13 protein-coding genes are annotated in these 23,247 nt (G+C 65.9%); 2 read left to right on the top strand and 11 right to left on the bottom strand.

Translation table 11 applies throughout. The annotated features are described in order from the left end of the window. Positions 1-105 precede the first annotated feature (105 nt). A complete protein-coding gene (locus BLR26_RS15375) occupies positions 106-678 on the top strand; it encodes a LuxR C-terminal-related transcriptional regulator (RefSeq protein WP_093382036.1) in 573 nt (190 codons plus the stop codon). Positions 679-684: 6 nt separating this feature from the next. On the opposite strand, the gene BLR26_RS15370 is transcribed toward BLR26_RS15375, so the two are convergent. Continuing rightward, complete coding sequence (locus tag BLR26_RS15370; RefSeq protein ID WP_093382032.1) at positions 685-1,398, bottom strand: tellurite resistance TerB family protein; 714 nt, start codon at positions 1,396-1,398, stop codon at positions 685-687. Positions 1,399-1,562: 164 nt separating this feature from the next. On the opposite strand from BLR26_RS15370, the gene BLR26_RS15365 reads away from it, so the two are divergent. After that, positions 1,563-2,183, top strand: coding sequence for a DcrB/PsbP domain-containing protein (locus tag BLR26_RS15365; RefSeq protein ID WP_093382029.1), 621 nt, complete (start codon positions 1,563-1,565; stop codon positions 2,181-2,183). 36 nt (positions 2,184-2,219) lie between these two features. On the opposite strand, the gene BLR26_RS15360 is transcribed toward BLR26_RS15365, so the two are convergent. From BLR26_RS15360 to BLR26_RS15315, 10 genes are all read right to left on the bottom strand, one after another. Then, positions 2,220-3,554, bottom strand: coding sequence for a hypothetical protein (locus BLR26_RS15360; protein ID WP_093382026.1), 1,335 nt, complete (start codon positions 3,552-3,554; stop codon positions 2,220-2,222). Positions 3,555-3,731: 177 nt separating this feature from the next. Continuing rightward, positions 3,732-4,949, bottom strand: coding sequence for a RhtX/FptX family siderophore transporter (locus BLR26_RS15355; RefSeq protein ID WP_093382024.1), 1,218 nt, complete (start codon positions 4,947-4,949; stop codon positions 3,732-3,734). A 12-nt stretch (positions 4,950-4,961) separates the two neighbouring features. After that, on the bottom strand, positions 4,962-6,464 hold the full coding sequence (locus tag BLR26_RS15350; protein ID WP_176794249.1) for a PepSY-associated TM helix domain-containing protein: 1,503 nt from the start codon (positions 6,462-6,464) through the stop codon (positions 4,962-4,964). After that, entirely contained in the window at positions 6,461-6,742 is a 282-nt protein-coding gene (locus BLR26_RS15345; RefSeq protein WP_093382019.1) for a hypothetical protein, read from the bottom strand. The genes BLR26_RS15350 and BLR26_RS15345 overlap by 4 nt, the downstream gene beginning before the upstream one ends. Next, a complete protein-coding gene (locus BLR26_RS15340) occupies positions 6,742-8,865 on the bottom strand; it encodes a TonB-dependent siderophore receptor (RefSeq protein WP_256326726.1) in 2,124 nt (707 codons plus the stop codon). The genes BLR26_RS15345 and BLR26_RS15340 overlap by 1 nt, the downstream gene beginning before the upstream one ends. 138 nt (positions 8,866-9,003) lie before the next feature. Beyond that, positions 9,004-10,701, bottom strand: a complete 1,698-nt coding sequence (locus BLR26_RS15335) for an ABC transporter ATP-binding protein (RefSeq protein ID WP_093382017.1) — start codon at positions 10,699-10,701, stop codon at positions 9,004-9,006. Further along, the gene (locus BLR26_RS15330; protein ID WP_093382015.1) at positions 10,698-12,437 is read right to left on the bottom strand and encodes an ABC transporter ATP-binding protein; all 1,740 of its coding nucleotides are present in this window, start codon (positions 12,435-12,437) and stop codon (positions 10,698-10,700) included. The genes BLR26_RS15335 and BLR26_RS15330 overlap by 4 nt, the downstream gene beginning before the upstream one ends. Then, positions 12,434-13,471: a Gfo/Idh/MocA family oxidoreductase gene (locus BLR26_RS15325; RefSeq protein WP_093382011.1), complete on the bottom strand. Its 1,038-nt coding sequence runs from the start codon at positions 13,469-13,471 to the stop codon at positions 12,434-12,436. The genes BLR26_RS15330 and BLR26_RS15325 overlap by 4 nt, the downstream gene beginning before the upstream one ends. Further along, positions 13,468-18,873, bottom strand: a complete 5,406-nt coding sequence (locus BLR26_RS15320; protein WP_093382008.1) for a non-ribosomal peptide synthetase — start codon at positions 18,871-18,873, stop codon at positions 13,468-13,470. Before BLR26_RS15320 ends, BLR26_RS15325 begins: the two co-directional genes overlap by 4 nt. Further along, entirely contained in the window at positions 18,870-23,192 is a 4,323-nt protein-coding gene (locus tag BLR26_RS15315; RefSeq protein ID WP_093382006.1) for a non-ribosomal peptide synthetase, read from the bottom strand. The genes BLR26_RS15320 and BLR26_RS15315 overlap by 4 nt, the downstream gene beginning before the upstream one ends. Positions 23,193-23,247: the final 55 nt, after the last annotated feature.

Here is a 23,247-nt window from a genome sequence, read left to right as displayed (position 1 = left end):
AATGATTCAGCGCCCGAATCCCACGCTAGTTGGGGCAACTACTTACGCCAGTAAGTAGTGCCCGCCAACCCGGTGCACACCGACAAACCCGAGGCAGGACGCCCGATGATCGAAGACGCCCCGCACTTCCAGGACCTTGAGCGCCTGGCCTTCCAGGTTTCCCCCGCTCCGCAGATGATCACCGGCCATCGGTGCATGCTCGACTGCAACCAGGCCTTTGAGCGCCTGTTCGGCTACGAGCGCGAGCATTTGCAAGGCAACCTGACCCTGTTGCTGTACCCCTCCCACGCCGACTACCAGAGCATCGGCGAACGCAGCGAGCACTGGCTGCGCAACGGCCCCGGCGCCTTTTACTCCGACGAGCGCTTCATGCAGCATCGTAATGGCGAGGTCTTCTGGGCCCGGGCCCACGGCTTTTCGCTGACGGTCGAGGACCCGTTCAAACTGATGGTCTGGCATTTCGAGCGCCTGGACCGCCAGCCGGCGCCGACCATCCAGCTGACCCCGCGCGAACGCGAGATCTCGCTGCATATCGTCAACGGCCTGACCTGCAAGGAGGTGGCGCGCAAGCTGGGTATCTCCCACCGCACCGTGGAAGTCCACCGCGCCCGGCTGATGAAGAAGCTTCAGGCCAAGAACAGCGCAGAGCTGGTGTCGAAGATCATCTTCATCAGTTGAGCGGCGTCAGGCGTTTCCCTTGGCCTGCTGTTCCAGGTGCACCTGCAAGGCCGGATCGATCTGCAGCGCGCCGGCCAGTTCGTCAAGGTAGGCCCGCTCTGCGTCCTGCTGGTCATCCACCAGCATTACGCTGGCCAGGTACATTTCCGCGGCCATGCCTGGGTCCTGGGCCGACTGTGCCACCTCGCCAGCATCCAGTGGCTTGCTGACTTCCTCATCCAGCCATTGCTGCAGTTGCGGGTCGTTGGTGTGACGTTTGATTTCAGCGTAAATCAACGCTTGTTCTTGCTCATCGATACGACCGTCAGCCTTGGCTGCCGCAATCAGCGCGCGCAAGATTGCATGACTGTGGCCCTCGGCCTCGGCGCCGGACAATTGATCGACCGTACGCAGCGCCTGTTGCGGGGCCGCCGCCTGGCTGCGCTGCCAGCTTTGATAGGCCTGGAACGCCATCATGCCCAACGACGCCAGGGCCGCGTAATTGGTGCCTCCGGCGGAGCGCCCCTGGGTAGAGCCACCCGCGTTGCCCCCCAACAGCCCGCCCAGTAGACCACCCAGGCCAGCACCGCCCGCCGATGCACTGCCGCCGCCAAGCAGCCCGCCCAGCAAGCCGCCCAGACCGCCCAGGCCGTCTTGCGCTGACCTGCCGCTGCTCCCTTGTTGCGCTTGCGAGCCCTGCCCGGCGCGAAGCAGCTGTTCGAGTAGATCACTGGTGTTCATAGCACCGCCCTCGGTCGGTAGTTGCTGTTTAGACAAGCAACGATAGCCCCCGCAAGGCGATCTGCCATGACCGTCTGGCCGACGGCAAAGCCGGGGCTTACCGAGCATGCAGGTTTATGTGAGCATATCCACCCCGCCCTGCCCCGCGTCCCACGAGAGACTGTATGACGATTTTCCACAAAACCGCCCTGACGCTGACCCTGGCCGTTGTCGGCCTGTTGGCACTACCGAATCTGCATGCCGCGAGCAAAGCCGGCAGCCAGGCGAAACCTGAAGTAAAGGTCGCGGTGCTCGGCGGCAAGTTCAGCTTCACCCTGCCGGCAGGCTTCATCGCCAGCCCCTTGAGCGCCGACGAACAGAGCAGCGAAGGCGCCGGCGCCGTGGGCACCCTGTATGCCAATTCGCAGGAAAAGCGCGTGGTCATGGTGATTGAAAAACCGCTCCCCGAAGCATCGCGCCCCGGCGACAACGACGACGCCTTCCTCGACGGCGCCGTCAGCGGTTTCGTCGAACGCCAGAGTGCCGGGCTGCCAGACTTTCGACAAACCGGCGAAGCGCGCCTGAACCGCAACGGCCTTGGCGTGCGACAAATCGACAGCACGGCGACCCTGGGCGGCGGCAAAACCTTGAACAGCACCTTTATCGCAGGCTCCGGCGAGCGCATGGCGGTCATCCAGGTCATTTCCCGCAGCGACCAAGCCAGCAGTCATGCGGCGCTGGTCAAGCGAATCGTGGGGCAATCCTCGGTGCCGGTTGCGCAATCTGGCAACAAACAGGGTAAATAGCATGCAAGCGCCCCCCCGCTTGCGAGGGGTAATCCATCAGAACAAATTATCTATTCCTGCGGACCGTTCCATCTCAGGTCGCAAAACCTCAAGCACCAGCCTTTCAGTTATTTGCTTGACAACGTTAAGGCCCTGCATGAATTCGCCTTCCGGTATATCTTTTTCACACAGCAGGATCTTCTCATAGAGAAAATTAAAGCTACCTTCTTTATTCCCGGCCTTCTGGTTAGCCATCAGGATAAACATGCTCACCAGCGCATCCTTGACCACCTCGTCATTCATCAAGCCCGACAGTTCCTGCATTCGATCCTTGTTACCCTCAAGCAAAAAGACAAAGGGCGCAAGGAAAACCTGGTTCAGCCCAGACGCTTGCAACAGCTTGCGGGTCGCCAGGGTGTAAAGATAAAAATCAAGATGGGCAGTGAAGACAAACCAATACGCAGATTCGTTCATCTGGTATTTTCTGGAATAGCCATTCACCACTGACAAAAAGGCGTCCATGAAATCCGACGCAGGTTCGCCCTTGACGGCGAACACATTGATAAATGAGCATACCCTTGAAGCCTTGACTGCTGCTTGCGCTTCGGCCTTTGCTTTACTTCTTGCAAGATCTTCCGTGCGCTGCAGTTCCAGCTCCCGGGCTTCGGCCCGCGCCAAATCTTCTTTGTAATAGTTCAACTCATCATAGAAAAATGACGAATAGTATTTGAACGCCATGTAAAAGAAATCGGTGGTTTTTGCGAGCACATCGCCCTCCAGCCCCGAACACCCTACCAGGGCCGATGACAGCGCCTTCAAGTTATCATCATGCACAATGAACTCGCGAATATGCTCCTTGTCCTTGAAGTTATGCTCACCTATAAGCGCTACAATCTTCTCTTTATTTTGATTTGCCTTAACAAAAAGGAAAAAACCTACCACCTCATCTTTCAGCGAAATATTGCTGAGAATTCCTCTTCCGCCAACATGATTATGCACATCAATGAGGGATGCATCATTCCTTTTCAGCGAGGCATACACCACCCTGAAAACATCAAAAACCAATCCCAGGGGGATTTTCCTGAAGGTCAACGCGAGCGATGCGTTTATGACCACATCCGAACCCACGAATTCGATAGTTGAAATACTGCAAAGCGGCATATGCCCGCGCTCACCCAGCAGGTTATACACCAGATAATTTTTTGTAAAAAGAACCCCCTCGCCCCACAACCCTAAAAAACTATCATCGAGAAAAACCAGACAGTCATCCTCCGCCATGATCTTCAGATCAACGCGGGTCAAGAAATTATTCAGCTTGAGCTTTTCAATTTTCCCGTCAACAAAAACTCTTTTCAATGAGCTGAACTCATCAAAATCGCCGACTCTTAACATAGACCTTTCGCCTTAACAAAAAACCGGCTGTCCCAGCAGCGCGTGAGAGGGGGTTCCCAGCGCTCCAACATAGCAGCAATCTGCCAGCACCATCAACGAAACAGCCCATCTTCAGAACCGAAGATGTCCAACGAACCCAGCTTCACCGAAAGAGCGTGCTCGAGCGCACGCCCCCCCCTACTGCGCAATAACCCGATACCGCGCCAAATTCAGCGCCACCAGCAGCGCCACCACCGCCATCAGCGCCCCGGTGAGGAACCCGCCGCTGTAACCGACCTGCGCGGTCAGTCCCAGCAACAGCGAGGACGACAGCATTTCGCCAAGGTCGCGGGTGCTTTGCACAGCGGTCATGTCGGTGCCGGCCTGGTCGCTTTGCCCGGCAAACGCCATCGAGGCGGTCATGATTGCCACCGAGGTCGCGCCGGTGGCAAACGAGCCCAGCCCTACCGCCAGCCAGATCAACTCGACCCGGGGCGCCACTAGCCCGCTTGCCTGCAGCAGCCAGACCAGCGCCGCCACCCCGGCCATGGCCACCGCCAGCATGAACGCCGGCCACAAGCCCAGCACACGGATCAGCCAGGCACCGCCGCCGCAACCGAGCACGATGGTCACCACGCCGCCGCTCATGCCCAGTTGGCCGATGGCCTGCAACGACCAGCCAGCATCGTTGAGGAACAGTTTCGACAGGCCGAAGCCAGACACCGCGGTCATCGCCGAGAGCAATGCCAGCACCACCAGCGACAGCGCCCCGGGCCGTTTGATAAAGCGCAACAGGCTGGCGTGGGCGACGTCGGGTTGTTTCTCTTTCGCCGGTGCCACGTGCAGCCAGGCTACGCAGCACAGGCTCGCCAAGGGCACCAGAGCCAACAGGCCGAAGGCCGTGGTTTGCCCGAAGTGGCCACTGAGCAGCAGCGCCCCGGCGCCGCCGACGAAGAAGCCGAACATGGTGCCGCCGACCTGGATGGCGTTGATCCGCGCGAGCATGTTGTCGCTGAAATACTCGGCGGCCATGCCGTCGGTGGCGATGTCCTGGGTGGCGCTGGCGAACGAAGCGAGGATCAGCAGGCCCACGGCCCAGCCGGCGGTATCGACACTCAGGCCGATGCTCGCCAGGGTCACCAGGCACAGCAGCACAAGGATCTGCATCGGTATGATCCAGCTGCGCCGCCGCCCCAGGCGCGGGCTCCAGTGGTTGTCGACCTGCGACGCCCAGATGAATTTCACCACCCACGGCAGGCCCACCAATGGCAGGAAGGCCAGGGCATCGAGGGCCGCGCCGTCGTGGCGCAGCAGGGTTGGCAAGGCGTCCATGGCGATGCCGAAGCAGATGCCCTGGGACAGGTACAACAGGGCGAAGGTCAGCACCATGCGCCAGTGTTTCAACAGATCCAGCATGCGAGTCTCCATTCAGATAGCGTTGGCGTCGGCAGCCCTTGCCGTACGCGAAAAAACAGTCAGGCGGCGCACCGCCCACAGGGCACTGGCGCCCACGAGCAACAGCACCAGGTCAATCGGCCAGACGCTCAGGTTGGCGTGCTCCAGGCTGCCAGCCAGGTGCAAGGCGCCAGCACTCAGGAAGGCCAGGCCGGCCACGCTCAACAGCAGGCGTAGCGGTTGGCGCTGCGGCGGCATCAGCGCGGCCAGCAGCAGGCTGGCGATCCAGCAGCCCCAGAACCACGCCGTCAGTGAACCGCGCGGCAACAGCCCGAGGTTGGCCAGCGCCCCGGCGCACAGCAGCACGGCGCTGGCCGCCAGCAGCCCGCCGCCGACCCCGACCACCAGGCGCAGCAGCACTTGCCAGCCTGCCCCGCCCTTCAGCCGCCGGCGCTCCAGCCACAGGTACAGGCCGCTGAGCACCAGCACTGCGGCGCCCAGGGCCATGCTGAAATGCACGACGCGCAACAGCGGCCCGGCGTGGGGTAGCCAGCGATAATCGGCAAAGTGCAGCGGCTGCACCGCGATAAACGCCTGCAGCCAGAAGCCTCGGCCACTGGCACTGCTGGTGGCCAGCGGCTTACCGTCATCGCCGCGGTAGGCATGGCGCTCGAACACTGCGGTGCTGGGCAGGCCGGACTCGATGCCGGCCACTTCCAGCCAGGCCCCGGGCTCACCCCAGTGATGCAGGGTGACGCTCTGGGCGGTGAAGCCCGGGTGCGCCGCCGCGTCGTTGCTCAGCAGTTGATCGAGATCGAACGGCTGGGCCGGCGCCGCTTGCGGATCGACCTGCGGTGGTGCGCCCAGCAGCTGCATGAACGCCTGTTGCGGGGCCCCGGGAAACGCCTGCCCGGCCAGGGTCAGGGTACCCAGGGCGCCAAGGCCGGACATCGCCCCGGTAACCCCGAACAACAGCAGCCACGGCCCGGCCCAGCGGCCGATCAGGCTGTGCAGGTCGTGGGCCAGCAGCCGCGGGCCACGGTCACGGCGCAAGCGCGTGAGGTCCTGCAAGCGGCCGCTGTGCAGCACGCTGCCGGCCCAGATCATCAGCAACAGCACCACCCCCAGCAGGCTGATCAGCACCCGCCCGGGGAAACCGGCAAACAGGCTCTTGTGCAGGTTGAAGAGGATATCGGCGGCGTTCTCCGTTTCCAGCGCCCGGCCAGTGGCCGGGTCCAGGGCCAGGTTGCACGGCTTGGCAGGCGCGCACAGCTCGACCACCGCGCGCTCGCCGTCGGGCAGACGAATCTGCAACGCCTCGGGCGCCAGGCCGTGGCGGCTGGCCACCGGCAGCCATTGCGCCAAGGGCAACAGCGGCCCTGGCGCCAAGGCTGCCGGGCCGCGAAACCAGCTGCGCAGGTCCTCATGGGCCATGCTCCAGGCGCCGCTGAGCAGAATCACCAACAGCAGCACGCCGAACACGCCGCCGGCACCGGCATGCACGCGCTGCACCAGCGCCCGCGGTGCGCCCATCATGACCCGGCTCCTGCCCATGCCAGGCAAGGGCTGAACAGCAGCAACCAGGCGCTGGAGCGGTAGACCACGCGCTTGCAGTCCGGCGCCAGCAGCGCCCACAACAGCACCGTGACGAGAAACCCCAGGCCGATAAAGATCGCCGCATAGAGCCGCTCAAGCCCGTCGCCCAAGGGGTAGTGGCGGGCCAGCAGCACCGCCAGTTGCAGGCTGCTGAGCACGCTGCCAGCTAGCGCCAGGCTGATGCGCAGCGGCCATGGCCCATGGCCCGGGGCTGCCATCAGAACGTGCCTCGCAGGGTCATGTTGAGGCTGCGCGGCTCCCCGTAGCGGTTGTTCCAGTTGGGGTTGGAAAGGCTCTGGTAATACTTGCGGTCGGCCAGGTTGTTGCCGTTGAGCGAGGCCGTCCAGTGCTCGTCAATGCGATAGGCAACCCGTGCATTGAGCAACGCATAGCCGCCCTGCTGCATCGATACGGCGCCCGACTGCGCAGAGAAATCACTCTGCGCCTGCACCCCGGCACCGACGCTCCAGCGCCGCTCCTGCCAAGGCAGCTCGTACTGGCTCCACAACCGCAGCATGTGCCGCGGGGTGAACTCGGCATAGCGCTCGCCGGAGTTGCTGCGGGTGTCCTTGAGGTATTCGGTGGTGGTGTAGGTGTAGCCGGCGAACAGGCTCCAGTCCGGGGTAATATAGCCGGTGCTTTCCAGCTCGAAGCCCTGGCTGCGCACCTTGCCGCCGCTGATGTAGTAGGTGTTGGGGCCGGCGCCGGGGTGTTCCGGGTCGACCTGCGGATTGTTCTCCAGGTCGATGCGGAACGCCGCCAGCGACACGTTCAGGCGGCCCTCCAGCAACTCGCCCTTGACCCCGGTCTCGTAGGTCTTGCCTTCCACCGGCTTGAGCAGGTCGCCGCTCCAGGTCTGCCCGGTTTGCGGCTGGAACACCTCGGCGTAACTGGCGTACCACGACCAGTCCTGGGCGAAGTCCCAGATCAGCCCGCCGTACGGGGTGATCTCGCGCCCGGGCTTGAAGTGATCGCTCGGTGCATCCTGGCCCCACCAGCTGGCCCGGGCACCGACCACCAGGGTCAGCGGATCGAGCAGCTTGAAGCGGGTCAGCGCGTAGACACCCTTGGAGGTGGTGGTGGTCGAACCCGGCGATGTGTAGGCGCCGATACCCGGCTTGGGCACGCTGTGCGGGTCCCAGCGATAGACGTTGACCGGCACGTTCAACGACGTGGTGAAGTCCGCCGTGCGCTGCTCGGTTTCACCCTGGCTGTAGTTGCTGCCCAGCAGCAGTTCATGGCTGCGGCCGAACAGTGAGAACGGCCCGTTGACCGAGGCATCGACGCTCTTCTGGGTGCTTTCGAACTTGTACGCCGCGCCCATCAGACGGCCGCCGTCACCGGTGACGGGGTCAATCGCACCGTAGGCGCCGGCATAACGCAGGCTGGAGTCGGCGTCCTGGTATTCGGCGGCGACCTTGGCTTTCCAGCCGTAGTCCAGTTGCTGCTCGAGCGAGCCGAACACCCGGCGCGTGGTCCACTTGAAGCGGTCCCAGTCGACATCCAGGTAAGTGGAGCGCGGCAGGTTCAGGCTCGAGCCGTCCTTGGCCATCGGCACACCAGCCATGTTGGTCACCGAGTCGATGGTCTGGTACTGCGCGCCCAGGGTCAGCAGGGTGTCCGGGCTCAGGTCGAACTCGCTGATGCCGTACAGCAGCTGAGTGTCTTGCTTGCCGATGTCGTAGAAATAGTCGCGGTCCTCGTAGGCGGCGACCATGCGCCCGCGCACATTGCCAGACTCGGTCAACGGCCCGCCGACATCGACCTCGCCGCGGTAACGGTCCCAACTGCCACCGCTCAAGGTGGTGCTGGCGGCAAACTCTTTTTGCGGGCGTTTGCGCACCAGGTTGACCGTGGCTGCCGGGTTGCCACTGCCGTGCAGCAAGCCGTTGGAGCCCCGCAGGATCTCGACCCGTTCGTACACCGCCATGTCCTGCGGTGAGCTGGCGGTGTCGCCGAGCAAGGCCGGCACGCCGTCGAGTTCGAACGAGTTGACCTTGAAGCCACGTACGTAATAAGCGGTGGTCAGCAGCTGGAACGGCTGCACGGTGACGCCAGTGGCTTGCTGCATCACCTCGTCGAGGCTGAACAGGTTCTGCTGCTCGATGCGTTCGTGGCCGATCACACTCACCGACTGCGGCGTCTCGCGCAGCTTGAGCGGCATCTTGCCGATGGTGGTGACACCGGGTGCGGTCACGCTGCTGGCGCTGTCCTTGCCGGTGATCTCGATGTTGCCCAGTTGCAGCGTGCCGTTGCCGTTCTCTGCAGCAATCGCCAGCGCCAACGGATTCAGGCCCAGTACCAGGACCATCGCCAAGTGCGCCCGGCTGCGTTGCCCCATCCGTCCTGCCTTTTTGACTCCCTGATGTAACATTGCCCCGCCCCAATTTCGATAATAATTCTCATTAGTATCCTTCAAACGAGTGGGCGAACTTTTCGATTTAGGGACTTTTTCAATTGATGCCCGGCACCGGTGCATTCAATCGACGACACCGTGCTGCTCGACGAACTGCGCATACCACGGGTGGGTGGCCAGCAGTTGCTCATGACTGCCGCTGCCGCTCAGGCGCCCGGCCTCCAGCACCAGGATCTGATCGGCGTCGCGCACCAGCGCCGGGTTGTGCGACACCAACACCAGCGTGCGCCGGCCGCGCAATGCCCGCAGGCTGCGATTGACCCGCGCCTCGCTGCGCGCATCGAGGCTGGCAGTGGGCTCGTCGAGCAACAGGATCGGCGCCGGCGACAGCAGCGCTCGCGCCAGCCCTACGCGCTGGCGCTGGCCACCGGAGAGCAAGGCGCCGCCCGGGCCGACCTCGCTGTGCCAGCCCTCGGCCAGGCTGGCGATCACCTCATCCAGCGCCGCTGCTTCAGCGGCCTGCTGCAATTGCCCAGGCGTTGCCTGTGGCCGCGCCATGCTGACATTCCATAGCAGGCTGCCGGCGAACAGGCCGCTGTCCTGGAACACCTGGGTCAAGTGCGCGGCAAGGGTTTGCTCGCTCAACTGGCGGATGTCCACCTGGCCCAGACGCACTTCGCCGGCCTGGGCATCCATGCCCCGCCCCAGCAACGCCAGCAGCGTACTTTTACCGGCGCCCGACGGCCCGACAATGGCCGTGAAGGTACCAGACGCGCAGTACAGGTCGAGGTCCTTGAGCAGGTGCTCGCCATGTTCGCCGTAGCTGCTCAGGCCCTGGCCCTGCAGGCTGGCGTCCAGGGGTTGCAAGCCGGGTTGCGGGCTGTGCAGGATCGGTTGCGCCAATACCCCCAGCACCTGTGCCAAGGCCTGCCAGGCCATGCGCAGGGCCTGGTCCAATTGCGCCAGTTGTGACAGCGGCTCGACAAAGCGCACCAGCAATACCAGCACCGCCACCAGCAGCGCCCCCGGCAAATGCCCGGCGGCGACCGCCAGCACGCCGCCGACCAGCAGCGCCGAAAACACCAGTTGCACTGCGCTGGCAAAGCCCAGGCTGGCGGGCAATGCCTGGCGGTTGAGCGAACGGGTCGCCTGATGTTGCTGCTGCAGGGCCTCGCGCAGGGCCACCTGGCCCTGGCTGGCAACGGCGCTGCTACGCATCAGCGCCTGTTGTTCGGCGAAAGTTTGCAGCAGTTGCCCGGCATGCCGATCAACCGTCTGGCGCTGTTGCTCAAGGTCCAGGCTGCGCCGCCCGGCCCAGCGCAGCAGGCCGAACAACGGCAGGTAGGCCACGGCCAACGCCAGCGCCACGGATGGCGCCAGGGCGAACAAGCCAAGGACCACCACCGTTGGCGTCACCAACGCGGTAATCAACGGCGCCAACAGGTGCGCCGGGATACTCATGCTGCTGAACACCGGCCCGCGCACCAGGTCGTCGAGATGGCGCTGGCGGCCCCGCGCCAGCCGTGGCAAATGCTCCAGCAAGCGCGACACCAGCCCCGCTGCCAGCCCTGCCCCAGCGAGGTAACCACGCCGCTGGGCGATGTAGCTGACCAGGGCCTGCAGCAGCGTCAGGCCCAGCAGCAGCCCCACCGGCTGCAGCACATCGGCGCCTGCGCGGTCGAACCAGGCCAGCACCAGCGGCACCAGTGCCAGCCCCGCCAGACCATCAAGCACCGCGGCCAGCACCATCCATATCAGCGCCGCGCGCAGGGCTTGCCAGGTGCGCTGCGGCAACTGGCGCAAGGACGAAAAAACACTCATGACACAGGCTCCATTTGCTCGGCATCGGACATTTGTTCACGCCACAACTGACGGTAAAGGCCGTCCATGGCCAGCAACTGCTGATGACTGCCACGCTGAACAATCCGGCCCTGGTTCAACACCAGGATCTGCTCGGCATGGCAGATGCTCTGCAAGCGGTGGGCAACGATCAACCGCGTACGCCCGGCCGCGCCCTCGTGCAGGGCCATGCGCAAGGCCCGCTCGGTGTGCGGATCGGTGGCCGAGGTCGGCTCGTCGAGGAGCATGATCGGCGCACTCGACAGTAGCGCCCGGGCAATGGCCAGACGTTGCAGCTCGCCGCCGGATAGCTGCACATCGTCACCGGCTATGCTCGCGTAGCCCTTGGCCAGCGCCATGATCCGGCTGTCGAGGCAGGCCGCCCGTGCAGCCTCGCGAATCTGCTCGAGGCTGGCGTCGGGCTGGTACAGGGCGATGTTCTGCGCCAGCGACAGGCGCAGCACTCCGGCGTGCTGGAACACCAATGCCAGATGCCGTTGCAGTTGCGCGCTGGCGATCTGCCGAACATCCACCCCGCCGACCAGCACTTGGCCGCTGTCGACGTCCATGAACCGCGCAATCAAACCGGCCAGGGTACTTTTGCCCGCCCCCGACGGCCCCACCAGGGCCGTGGTGGTGCCTGGCTCCAGGCGCAGGTTGATCGCTGACAATACCGGCACCTCGCCATGGGCGAAGGACACCTCGCGCATTTCCACGCTGGCGTCCCTGGGCGCTTGCGGCGCGTCGGGCTCAGCCAGCGGCGGCGTGCTCAACACTGCCTGCAAGCGCTGCGCACTGACCCGCGCGCTATTGAGGGCATCGAGGCCGTGCCCCATGGCCAGCACCGGCGCGGCCATGGCCCGGACCAGCAACACAAAGGCGCACAACTGCGCCGCGCCGACCTCGCTGAGCCCCGGCAGCAACGCGCCAAGCACCACCCAGGCCAGCAGCCAGGGCGCACTGAGCAGCACCTGGACCAACGCCGCCAGTTGACCGGCGCGGCTCACCCAGTGGCTGAAACGCTGATCAAAACGCTGTACCGCCTGCTGCAGGCTGCGCTGCACGCCGGCCCCCGGGAACTGGCGCACCAGGCGCAAGTTGGCGGCGAACTGGCTGTAGTCGCTGAACAACTGCTGCACCGCCGCATTGCGCTGCTCGACATCTTCGCGGTAGTGCGCCGAGCCCAGCCGCCAGTACCCCAGCACCCCCAGTGCCAATGGCAGCAGGCACCACAGCGCCAGGGCGCTGTCGCTCCACAGCAGGTAGCCGAAGGTGGCCAGGGGGATCAGCAGCAGGTTGACCAGATCGGCCGGCGCATGGCCGACCAACTGGTGCAATGCACGTACGTCCTGCTCGGCATAGCGGGTCACGCCCTCGGGCCCGAGCCGGGCGAACCAGCCCAGCGGCAAGCGTTGCAGATGCTCGGCCAGGCGCACGCGCAAACGCTCGCACAGGTCGGCATCGACACCGTGGGTGAGGTGCAGGGCCAGGGTCTGGCCACACAGCCACAGGGCCGAGCCGAGCACCGCCAGCAGCACCCAGTTCATCACCCCGGGCGCCAGCGGCGGCGCCTGTTGCAGGCTGTCGGCCAGGTGCGCCAGGGCAATCAGCGGCAACAGCGAGCTGACCCCGGATATGGCCTGCACCACCACCGCCAGGCACAAACGCACCCGGAACGGGCGCAGCAGTGCCTGCAGTTCAGGCCCGAGCAGGTTCATTGGCACCCCTCCAGCGCCTGCGCCAGGGTGGCTGCCGGCAAGGCCTGTGCGGGCGTTTGCGCAAAGCCGAGGGCGGCTGTCACCTGCTGCCACAGCGCGACCACTTCCAGGCTGCGCTGTTGCCGGCGCACTAGGCCTGCACCGTCGAGCAACGGCTCCAAGGCCCTGGCCGCAGCCTGTGGCCAGACCTGCCGATAGACCTGGCCCCAGTCCGTGGCGGCGTCCATCAGCACTTCGGCACATGGCAAGGCGCCGCCGCTCAGCACAAACAGGCCGTCCTCGTCCTCGCGCGGCGCGCGCACCGCTGGCATCCACAGCAGCGGCCCGTGCGATGAGGCCAGCAGCAAGGTACCGCTGTCGGTGGCCAGGCTGATGCGCTGGAGCATCTGCATGCGCCCGTCATCGGCTGCCGCCAGTTCGTTGAGCACCCGTAACGACACCGGCACCTCGGCCATCACCAGGCTGACATCGCGCCACGGCGACAGCGCCGGTGCCAGGTTGTCCAGCGACCACGGCCCCACCGACTCCAACAGCGCCGCCAGGATGTCGAGGGTGGCGTAGCTGACCTGCACCGCACAACTGGCCTCGATATGGCGGATGCCCTGCTGACGATGCAACTGCCGGCCCAGCTCGATGAAGCGCGCCACCCACGGCAACTGCGGGTAAAAACTGTTGAGCAGGCAACGGCGCTGCAAGCGTGCCGCGCAGCGCAACAGCTCGTGCAGTTCCTGTGGCAACAGCGGGTGTTCGATCAACACATCGATACCGCGCGCCATCAACGCTTGCGCCAGGGCCGGGCCCTGCTCGCCGCGCGCCGCGCCGCCCACCGCCACGCAGGCCAGGCGGGTGTCGTCGGGCAGCTGTTCGAGGGCCGCGAAACACGGTACACGAAGATGCCGGGCCAGGGCCTGTGAACGGCGACTGCCCTGGCCCAGCACGCCGACCAGTTGCAGGTGCTCGGCAGCGGCGACACCGGCGGCGTAGAACTGGCCGAATCGGGAACCCACTACCAGGGTTTTGACGGGAGTGTTCATGGGCGCTGTTCCTCCAGCAAGTAACGACTGAGCCCGGCGTTCAGGCAATCGAAGTGATTGCCGCGCAGGGTCTGCACACTGAGCGGCGCCAGCGACGCGGCCTGCCACCAGGCCTGCAGGCTGGCCTGGTGATTGGCGATCAAGGGGTTGCCGACACTGGGCACGAACAGGCGCACGGCACCGATGTACGGCGCACTGTCGCTGTAGTGGCTGGCCCGTACCGAATGGGCAAACACCCGGTACAGCTGTTCATCGGCGATGCCGCTGGCGGCGCTCAGCACCCGGGCCTTGAGCTGGGCAACGTCGAAGGCCGGCAAGGCTGCGCTCAAGCTGCCCGCCGGCAGGTGTTGCACGGATGCCTGCAGCAGCGGCGCCAGGGCCGCCTGCAACTGCTCGGCCGACGGCAAGCCGAGTGCCTGCGGGTCGAGGCCGAGGGTGGCGGCAAAGCTGTAGAGGATCAGCAACTCGTCATCCAGCCGATACGGGATGCGGTAGCTGGAGACAATGTCCACCCGGCGCACCTCGGCGCCCAGTTGCAGCAGCGCCTTGGCCAGTTCCAGGGTCACCAGCCCGCCGGAGCAGTAGCCCAGCAGATCGAAGCTGCGCCGGCCGCTGTCCCACAGGGCCTGGGCATAACGCTTGCCGAGGGTGGCATTGACATGCTGCGGCGCCAGGCGCAGGTAGGCCTCGCTGTCGTGTACCGCCAGCCCCAGCAGCGGGCCGCTGCCGGCAAGCTCGGGAATCAGCCGGCGATACGGCAACAGCGTGCCGAGGCCTTCATGCACCAGCACCCGGGCAATGCCCTCGCCTGCGGCCAGCTCACTCAAGGCGTCGACCCGTACGCGCCCGGCCAGCGGCGCGCGGGTGGCTTGTAAAACAGGCGTTGCCGGCTGTTCAGCGGCCGGCGCCTCAGCCCCTGACTCACTACGCAAACGCTGGGCAAGGCCGGCCGGGGTCGGCTGGCTGAGGGCCCAGCGCAACAGGCGATCGAAGGGGTGTGGACGGGCCAGCGCTTCCTGCTCGCGCAGGCCGGCGATCAACTGGGCGATCAGCAGCGAGTCGCCACCGGCGGCGAAGAAGTCCTGATCGGCCGACAGCTCGTTGCAGTCGAGCACCCGCTGCCAGTGCCCGATCAGGCGCTGGACCAACTCATCGCTGACCTCGCTGCGCACCTGGCGCACCGGCTCCAGCTGGCGCTGCTGGGCCTGATGGGTCAGGGCGCGGCGGTCGATCTTGCCGTTGGCGGTGACCGGCAGCGCGTCCAGCACCCGCACCTGGGCCGGCACCATGTAGCGCGGCACGCGCTCGGCGATAAACGCCAGCAGGTCGTTGCTGGCGAGCACGGGCCGGTCGGTTTTCATCCGTGCCACCAGCAGGTCATAGCCCAGCAACGACAATACGCTGTCCGCTGACCCCAGGGCCTGGGCATGGTCGCCGGCCTGAGCGTTGAGCCAGTCCAGCCACTGCTGGCGGTGCACGAACAATTGCCCGGTGCTCGCCCGCAGGTCTTGCGGCGTTTCCATCATCAGGCTCTGGCTGATGCTGATTTCCCGGTGCTCGCGGGTCAGCTCCTGGATCACCAGCCAGGCATCGGCCTGCAACAGCTGGCGCAGGCCGGCCAGCAAGCACGGGGTGTCGAGGGCATTGTTCAAGGCCCCGGAACTGAGCAGCAGGTCCACCGAGCCTGGCTGCAGGCCCTGCTCGCAGGCGGGTTTGTTCATGTCGAAATGCATGAAGCGCACCCACGGGTACTCGGCAAAGCGCTCCCGGGCAGCATTGAGGAAGTAGCTGGAGACATCCGAGAACAGGTAGTCGATCTGCACCCCGGCTGCCGCCAAAGGCGCCAGCGCGGCAATGACCGAGGCACTGGCGGCAGCGGTGCCGGCGCCGACTTCAAGAATGCGCCAGTTGCGCTGGCCTTCACGGGCAACAATCGCCCTGACCGCCTCGGCCATGGCCTGGTGCAGCACCTGGGCATGCAGGCCACGGCTGTACATGGCCTCGGCAATATGCGCCGAGCCCTCGGGGAACATCAGGCTGGCCGGGCTCAGCCGCCCATCCAGCTGCTTGGCCAGGCGCATGGCGCTGCCACGCAGGTAGTCGACCAGTTCCACCGGCCACAACGGCGCCGGGGCCAATTGGGCGAAACGCGCCCAGGCCTGGGCCTGATCGAACGCGCCGGGGTCTACCAGGCAGCGCCAGCCTGCACCCGCACGTTGCAGATAGCCGCTGTCGGTCAACAGCATCAGCCAATGCTGCAGCAGCCGCTGCTGACCGGTTTCAAGCTCGAGCGCCTGGCACAGCGGGGCAAAGGCCACCTCCTCGCCCGCTGCGAGCAGGCCGCTGCTGGCCAGCCAGTGCAGCAGCGAGGCATCGGCCGCCCGGTCCAGCGCCGCCAGGGCGGCCTGAATTTCTTCACGCGGGCCGAAATCGGCCTGTTCCAGAGTGTCACGCGCCTTGGCCATAACCTCGGCCAATTCCTCGCCAACCCGTTGTGGATCGTTAGCCGAAGTTTGTGCAGTGACAAAGCTGCACAGCGAACGCTCGTGACGCTCGCCCACCAGTACCGTGGTGCTGGCGGCGATCTGTGGATGAGCGAGCCAGGCAGCGTCGATCTCCGCAAGCTCGATGCGATGGCCGCGGATTTTCACCTGATCGTCCTGGCGCCCGAGGAACTCGATCAGGCCGTCCTCGTCCAGGTAGCGGCCGAGGTCGCCGGTGCGGTACAAGCGCCGGCCGCTGGCATGGGTGATGAAGCGCTCGGCGGTACGTTGCGGATCTTCGGCGTAGCCCAATGCCAGGCCCAGGCCGCCGATATGAATCTCGCCGCGACCCCCCGGCGGGCATTGCCTGCCGAGGCTGTCGAGCACTTCCAGGGTCTGGCCGTTGAGGGCGAGGCCGTAGGGGATGCTCGGCAAGGCCGTGTCGGCGGGGCGAATCGGGTGCTCCACCGACCAGATCGCCGCCTCGGTCGCACCGCCGAGGCTGAACAGCTGGCTGTCGGGCCAGCGCTGCCACCAGCGGGTTGGCAAGGTGGTGGGAATCCAGTCGCCAGACCACATCACGCAACGCGGCCCGGGAATGGCTGCCGGTTCGCTTTCCAGGTAATCGATCAGCATCTGCCCCTGGGCCGGCACCGAGTTCCACAGGGTCACACCGTACTCGGCCATCAGTTGCGCCCAGTGCGAGGGATCGGCGCCACGTTCGGGGTCTGGCAGTACCACCTGCGCACCCACCGCGGTGGCACCGAAGAAGTCGTACACCGACAGGTCGAAACTCAGCTCCGCCAGCCCCAGCACCCGGTCCCGGGCATTGACGCCGTAGCGCTGGTTGATGTCGTCGAGGGTGTTGACCACCGCGCCATGACTGAGCATCACGCCCTTGGGCGTGCCGGTGGAGCCGGAGGTGTAGATGATGTAGGCCAGGTCGCCAGCCTGCACCGCCAGCGGTTCGCGCGGCGGCCAGTGGCTGGCGGCCGTGAGGCTGTCGATGGCAATGCGCGGCAGCGCAAGGCCTGCAGGCAAGGCTTCGGTTTCCAGGCAGATGAGCGCAGCAATTCCGGCATCGCGCAAAATGGCTTCGCGGCGCAGGGCCGGTTGGCGGATGTCGATGGGCACATAGGCTGCGCCCATCTGGTTGATGCCGAGCACGGCCATCAGTTGCCAGGCGCTCTTGGGCAACATCACCGCCACCCGCGCCCCGGGGGCAACATCAAGGGCCTCCAGCGCCGCGCGCACGGCGTCGGCGTGCCGGGCGACCTGGCGATAGCTGTAAACGCCGTCGCGATCGCTGATCACCGGCGCATCCGGGCTGCGCAACGCCTGACCGGCAAAGCCGCTGGCGATGTTGCGATCCTCGGCTTTCACCGCCGACAGATGCGCGACCCGCTGCTGCGCCAAGACGATATCGCCGCGCTGCTGCCAAAGCTGTGCATCCGCAGACAGGCGCTGCAGCAACGCGACATAGGCCTCGAACATCTGCGCCGCCATGCCGTCTGGCAGGACGCCGACGCGCACGTCCCAGCCGATCTGCAAACCGCCGTACTGGTCGCTGACCTGGCAATCGATCCACACCTGGGGGGTCTGGCTGATCATGTAGCTTGGCGGCTGCAACAAGCGCCCGCTATCCCCCAGCAGGCGCTCGACGCTGCCGATGCCGCTGGTGAACACCACCGGCATCAGGTCGGCGCCACGGCCCTGGACCCGTGCCAGTTCGCGCAACACCTCGACCCCGGTAAAGCGGCTGTGGTCGAGGTCGTCGAACAGCTGCGCGCCGATGCGCCGTGCCCGCTGGACGAAGTTGGCGCCACTGGCGCCATTCACCTGCAACAGGCTCAAGGCGGTGAAGTCGCCCAGCACCTGGCCCAGTTGCGGGTGCAGGTCCGGGCGGTTGAGGACGGTGAGGTTGAGGCAAAAGTCAGCGCTCTGGCTCCAGCGCCCGATGACCTCGGCGAACGCCGCCAGGGTCACCCCCGCCGCACTCAAACCCTGGGCGCTGGCCAGGGCGCAGAGCGCATTCCACTGGGCCACGCTCAAGCTGGCATGGTGGTGCTGAAAACGCCGCGAGGTGATCCCGGCGTCATCGCTCAGGGGCAGGTCCGGTCGCCCCGGCAGGCTCTCCAGGCGCGCCAGCCACCAGGCCTTGTCGCTCTGCCAGGCGGCGCTTTCACGGCTCTGTTGTTCATGCTGCAGGTAGTCGCGAAAGGTCGCCTCCAGCACCGGCCAGTGCCGGTTTGGCTCCAGGTAGCGCTGGCTCAGCTCTACCAGCAGCAGTTGCAAGCTGGCGTAGTCGATGAGGGTGAAATCCACCGAGCAATGCAGAACCGCGCGATCGGCGCCCTGGCTCAGTTCCGGCAGCAGGACCGGCCACTGGTCGAGGGCATGGCAGGCATGATCGAGGCGCTCGCGTACCTGCTGCAGGTGCGCATCGAAGGCTTGCGCCGAAGCCTGGCGCAGGTCATGCAACGGCAGGCATTGCCAAGGCACCTGGGCCTGCACGCACTGACGGCTGTTGTCTTGCACCACCGCGCGCAGCATCGGGTGGCGCTGCACCAGGGCGTTCCAGGCCTGGTTCAGTTGCTCGCTGTCGACAGTGGCCGGCCAGGGGTATTCAACATACAAGTGGCAGGCATTGCCGCCATAGTCGAAGGCCGGATTGCGCCCCAGCACGTAGGCGCCCTGTACCGCGCTCAGGGCAAAGGGCTGCAGCGCCTGTTCAGGTTGCGAGCGCCACTGCGAACGCGGCAACAGATGATCCATCAGCGCCTCGCGCTGGGCGCGGATACGTTCGGCCAGGGCCGGGTCCAGCGCCCCTTGCGGCGCACGAAAATGCAACTGGCCTTCAGTAGCCCAGAGTTCGATCTGGCGCTCACGGCAGATGTGCAACAGGTCATTCAGGCTCATAGCACGCCCTCCTCGACGCTGGCGCTGCTGGCCAATAGGGCGGCCATGCCGGCCAAGGTTGGCTGCAGGTAGAAGTCACTCATGCGCAGGCTGATGCCCAGATGCTCGCGCACGCTGGCCAGCAGCCGGGTCGCCAGCAGGCTGTCGCCGCCGAGGCTGAAAAAACTGCCCTGGGCGCTGCGCACCGGGCGTCCGAGCACCGCCTCCCAGCACCCGGCCAGGGGTTGCAGTGCAGGATTGAGCTCGCCCTCCTCGCTGCTGGCCGGTTGTTGACGCTGCAACGCTTGCGTCATGCAGGCTTGCAGGCGCTTGCGGTCGATCTTGGCATTGGCATTGAGCACCAGGCGCGGCAGATACCACAGGTGTTCAGGGCGCATCGCTTGCGGCAGGCGTTGTTGCAGCCAGTGCTGCAGACTGTCGGCGCTCAGGGCATCGGCCGTGGCGGTGGCGCTGAGTAACAGCATCGCCGGGTTCTGCCACAGGCTATGCAGCTCGGCAAAGCCACTGCGGCCAAGCAGCTGGGCGATCTGCGCAGGGTCAGGCAGCACTGGCCTGCGGCTGTCGAGCAGTGCTGCGCTGACCAGCCTCAGCGGCGAGTCACGCAACAGCTCGGCGAGCAGCAGGCGCCCGCCCGGCTTGAGCAGCGCCTGGGCCAGGTTCAGGCAGTCAGCCGGCTGCGCATAGCTGTGCAAGGCGGCGAAGCTGATCACCAGGTCGTACTGCGCGCACTGCTCGACGGGCAGCAGGCCATCCACCAGCAGTTGGCTGGCAACGCCCGGGCGCTTGCCGGCAGAGGCGGCCAAGAGGCCGGGGCTGGTGTCGAACAGGGTCAATTGCAGCTCGCGCTGGCCGAGGTGGTCGAGCCATTGAACCAGCAACTGGCCACCGCGCACGTCCAGCACCGCGACCCTCAACGGCCCGGCCTGGGCGCTGCACTGCTGCTGCAGCGCCTGGCTCATGGCATCGAGCAACTGGCGCCCGGCCGGCAGGTTAAGGGCCATGGCCTGGGGCGCCAGCAGCGGATCGAACAGCACCTGGGCAGCGCCACCCTCGACCGCCAACAGCGACTGCAGCGAAGCGACCATGGCCTGCAGGTCGGCCTCGCGCCAGCCCAGTCGCGCCAGGGCATCACCGAGGCTCATGGCTTGGGTGGGGTGTTCGCCCAACCACTGGCGCCAGGTGTCCAGCAGCGCCAGCGCCGGCAACGCTTGGCCATTGAGCAGGCGTTGCAGCAGCTCGGCGCTAACCCGTGCTTCAGCTTGCAGGGTGTCGTCCAGCATTGAGCCGCCTTGCAGGGCATCCGTGGCCACAGTCACCGGCGCCGGGCTGCTCACCAGCACCGCGCCAAGGCTGGCCACCGTGCCTGGCAGCACCGCCGCGCAGGCGTTGTCGATCAAAGGATGGGCACTCAGCGCCGCCTCGATCTCGCCCAGTTCGATGCGTTGCCCACGCACCTTGACCTGCTGGTCGATACGGCCGAGAAACTCAATGGTGCCGTCGCCCCAGAAACGCCCGCGATCGCCGGTGTGGTACCAACGCCCGCGCTCGTCGCTGCGAAAACGCTCGGCAGTCAATTGCGGGTCGTTGCGATAACCACGGGCAAGGCTGGCGCCGCCGATCAGCAATTGCCCGACCACCTGCTCGGGCACATCGCGGCCGCTGTCGTCGACCACCCGATAGGCCTGGCCGGCCAGAGGTTTGCCATAGGGGATCGAGGTCCAATGACCCGGCACCTCGTCGATGCTGTGCAGGTTCGACCAGATCCCGGCCTCGGTGGCCCCGCCCAGGCCATACACCCGGCACTGCGCCGTGGCATGCCGGCGCAGGCGCGCGGCAAGGTCCAGGGCGATCCAGTCGCCGGACAGCAACACCGCCCGCAGGCTCTGGTAGTGGCAGTCGCTGGCGGCAATGCCCAGGGCCATTTCCAGCAACGCCGGCGCCGAGTTCCACAGGCTCACCCGGTGCTCGGCAATCAACTGCGCCCAGCGCGCCGCATCGCGGGTTTCTTCGGGCTCCAGCAACACCAGGCGCGCGCCCTGCCCCAGCACCCCGAACAGGTCGAACACCGACAGGTCGAAATCCAGCGCCGACACTGCCAGCAGGCAGTCGTCGCGGTCGATGCCAAGTTCGGCCTGCAGCGCGTCGATGGTATTGATCGCCGCGCCATGGCTGACCTCGACGCCCTTGGGCACGCCGGTGGAGCCGGAGGTGTAGATCACATAGGCACTGGCCTGCGCCGCCACCGCCCGCGGCGCTGCCAATGCTGCGCACTGTTCCAGCTGCGCCAGGTTGAGCCAGCGCAATGACGGGCTATGCGCCGTGGGCGTTGCTGCTTGCTCCGCAATCACCAGGCTGATGCCCGCCGCCGATTCGATCAGGCTACGGCGCGCTGGCGGTTGCGCAGTGTCGACCGGTACATAGCAGCCGCCTGCCGCGAGCACGCCGAACACCGCGACGATCTGCCCGAGCCCGCGCGGCAGGCAGACTTCCACCGCCTCGCCCTGGCGCATGCCGGCCTCCAGCAAGCCGGCAGCCACCCGCAGCGCGCGCGTGGCCAGTTCGCCGTAGCTGCAACGCTGGGCGCCACAGATCAGCGCCAGGTCATCCGGGCGCTGGCTGGCGTGGCGGAAAAAGTCGTCCAGCAGGCCGCGCCCCGGGGCCAGCGCCGGTACGCTGTTCTGGCGCTCGCGCCGGGCCTGTTGCGCCAGCGGCAGGAGCACCGGTTGCGGCAGGCTCCAGTCACTGTCGGCAAGGCGCTGCAGCAATTCGATGTAGGCCTGGAACATCGCCGCCAGCACACCCTCGGCGAACAGTTCGCTGATGCTGTCCCAGGCCAGCAACAGGCCGTCGTCAACCCGGTACAGCTGGTGGTCGAGCCATACTTGCGGGGTTTGCGAAAGCATGTCGTCGAGGTCGCCAAACACCTGGCGAAAGCTTGCCGGAACAAACCCCGTCTCGTTGAGGTTGCTGGAAAACACCACCGGCGCTGAGCGCGGATGGCCCTGGCGACGGCCTTCGCGCAACACTTCCAGGGCCGCAAAGGCCGAACGGTCGATGGCGCCGTGCAGGCTGCGCTGAAACTCGCGCACCGCCTCGGCGAAGGGCAACTGCGGCGCGTCCTGGCATTCCACCAGCAGCAAGGTGGTGAAGTCGGCGATCGCCCGGTCGATGTCCGGATGGTCATCATGGCGGTCGAACAACGGCACGTTGAGCAAGAACTTCGACTGCCCGCTCCAGCGCGCCAGCACTGCGTTGAAAGCAGTGGCGAACACACAGGACAAGGTCAGGCCATAGTCGCTGGCCTGGCGCTGCAAACGCTCGGCTTCAGCGGCGCTTAAGACAAACGCCTGGCGACTGAAACGCGGTTCGCGGATTGACTCGGGGGCGCAGGCCAGCGCCAGCGCCGGGCCATCGGGCAATTGCGCCAGGCGCTGGCACCAGTACTCGCGGTCGCGGCCGTAAGCCTCGGCGCGCCGTTGCTGGCGGCGGCTCAGGTAGTCGGCAAAGTGCAGGGCCGGCGGCGCCGGCAGCAACGCCGGCGTTTGGTAAGCCTGGCCCAGTTCGGCCATCAGCAGGCGCAGGCTTTCTACGTCGGCGGCCAGCAGGTCGACACTCAGCCAGACCCGGTCGCGGCCACCCGGCAGTTGCACCAGGCCCACCAGCATCACCTGCCCCGCCTCCACCGCCAGGCACTGGTGCGAGCGCCAGCGGCGCAGTTCAGCCCAGGCCTGCTGCGCGTCATGGGGCGACTGCTGACGCCAGTCCTGGTGGTCGAAGACCTGCGCGGTCGGCGCCGCCAGGATCTGTTGCTGGCCGTCGTTGAAACGGGCGCGCAGCATCGGGTGGCGACGTTGCACCAGGTTCACCGCCGCTTCAAGGCGCTGCGGGTCGATGCTCTGGCAGTCGAACTCGAGCCAGGCGTGACAACTGATATTACCCAGCACTTCGGCGGCGCCCCGGCCCAGCCAATAGGCTTGCTGCACGGCGCTGAGCTCGAAGTGCTGCTCGTCAGCTGATACCGGTGCAACGCCAGGCGCCAGCGCAGGTTGCAAGGTTTGCCCGTGCAGCAGCGCCAGCCAGGCGGCCACGCTCGGTTCAGCGCTCAGCTGGGCAAACTCGACCTGCAGGCCGTGGCTGCGCAGGCGCTCTTGCAGGTACATCAGGCGGATCGAATCAAGCCCGCAGCCGAGCAGGTTCTGCTCGTCGCCCAGGCTGTCGATTTCAGCCACCGAGGCGCCCAGCAACTGGGCGAGGTGTTCGATCAGCCAGAGGCGCAACGGGTTGGCCGAGGGGGTGTCTGCTGTGGTCAGCTCGCGCATGAAAAGCTTCCTGTAGCCCGTAAGAATAAAGTCTGCGTGGCTCACCAAGATGCAA

Source organism: Pseudomonas sp. UC 17F4, assembly GCF_900101695.1.
Taxonomy (GTDB): Bacteria; Pseudomonadota; Gammaproteobacteria; order Pseudomonadales; family Pseudomonadaceae; genus Aquipseudomonas.
The sequence above is the reverse complement of the archived record's forward strand: the minus strand, read 5'-3'. Positions and strand labels throughout refer to the sequence as shown.

Bases quoted from the DNA above. Each gene is read 5' to 3' on its own strand.
- BLR26_RS15375 (WP_093382036.1), top strand. From the start codon at position 106: ATGATCGAAGACGCCCCGCACTTCCAGGACCTTGAGCGCCTGGCCTTC.
- BLR26_RS15335 (WP_093382017.1), bottom strand. From the start codon at position 10,701: ATGAGTGTTTTTTCGTCCTTGCGCCAGTTGCCGCAGCGCACCTGGCAA.
- BLR26_RS15330 (WP_093382015.1), bottom strand. From the start codon at position 12,437: ATGAACCTGCTCGGGCCTGAACTGCAGGCACTGCTGCGCCCGTTCCGG.
- BLR26_RS15360 (WP_093382026.1), bottom strand. From the start codon at position 3,554: ATGTTAAGAGTCGGCGATTTTGATGAGTTCAGCTCATTGAAAAGAGTT.
- BLR26_RS15340 (WP_256326726.1), bottom strand. From the start codon at position 8,865: ATGGGGCAACGCAGCCGGGCGCACTTGGCGATGGTCCTGGTACTGGGC.
- BLR26_RS15370 (WP_093382032.1), bottom strand. From the start codon at position 1,398: ATGAACACCAGTGATCTACTCGAACAGCTGCTTCGCGCCGGGCAGGGC.
- BLR26_RS15365 (WP_093382029.1), top strand. From the start codon at position 1,563: ATGACGATTTTCCACAAAACCGCCCTGACGCTGACCCTGGCCGTTGTC.
- BLR26_RS15325 (WP_093382011.1), bottom strand. From the start codon at position 13,471: ATGAACACTCCCGTCAAAACCCTGGTAGTGGGTTCCCGATTCGGCCAG.
- BLR26_RS15345 (WP_093382019.1), bottom strand. From the start codon at position 6,742: ATGGCAGCCCCGGGCCATGGGCCATGGCCGCTGCGCATCAGCCTGGCG.
- BLR26_RS15320 (WP_093382008.1), bottom strand. From the start codon at position 18,873: ATGAGCCTGAATGACCTGTTGCACATCTGCCGTGAGCGCCAGATCGAA.
- BLR26_RS15350 (WP_176794249.1), bottom strand. From the start codon at position 6,464: ATGATGGGCGCACCGCGGGCGCTGGTGCAGCGCGTGCATGCCGGTGCC.
- BLR26_RS15355 (WP_093382024.1), bottom strand. From the start codon at position 4,949: ATGCTGGATCTGTTGAAACACTGGCGCATGGTGCTGACCTTCGCCCTG.
- BLR26_RS15315 (WP_093382006.1), bottom strand. From the start codon at position 23,192: ATGCGCGAGCTGACCACAGCAGACACCCCCTCGGCCAACCCGTTGCGC.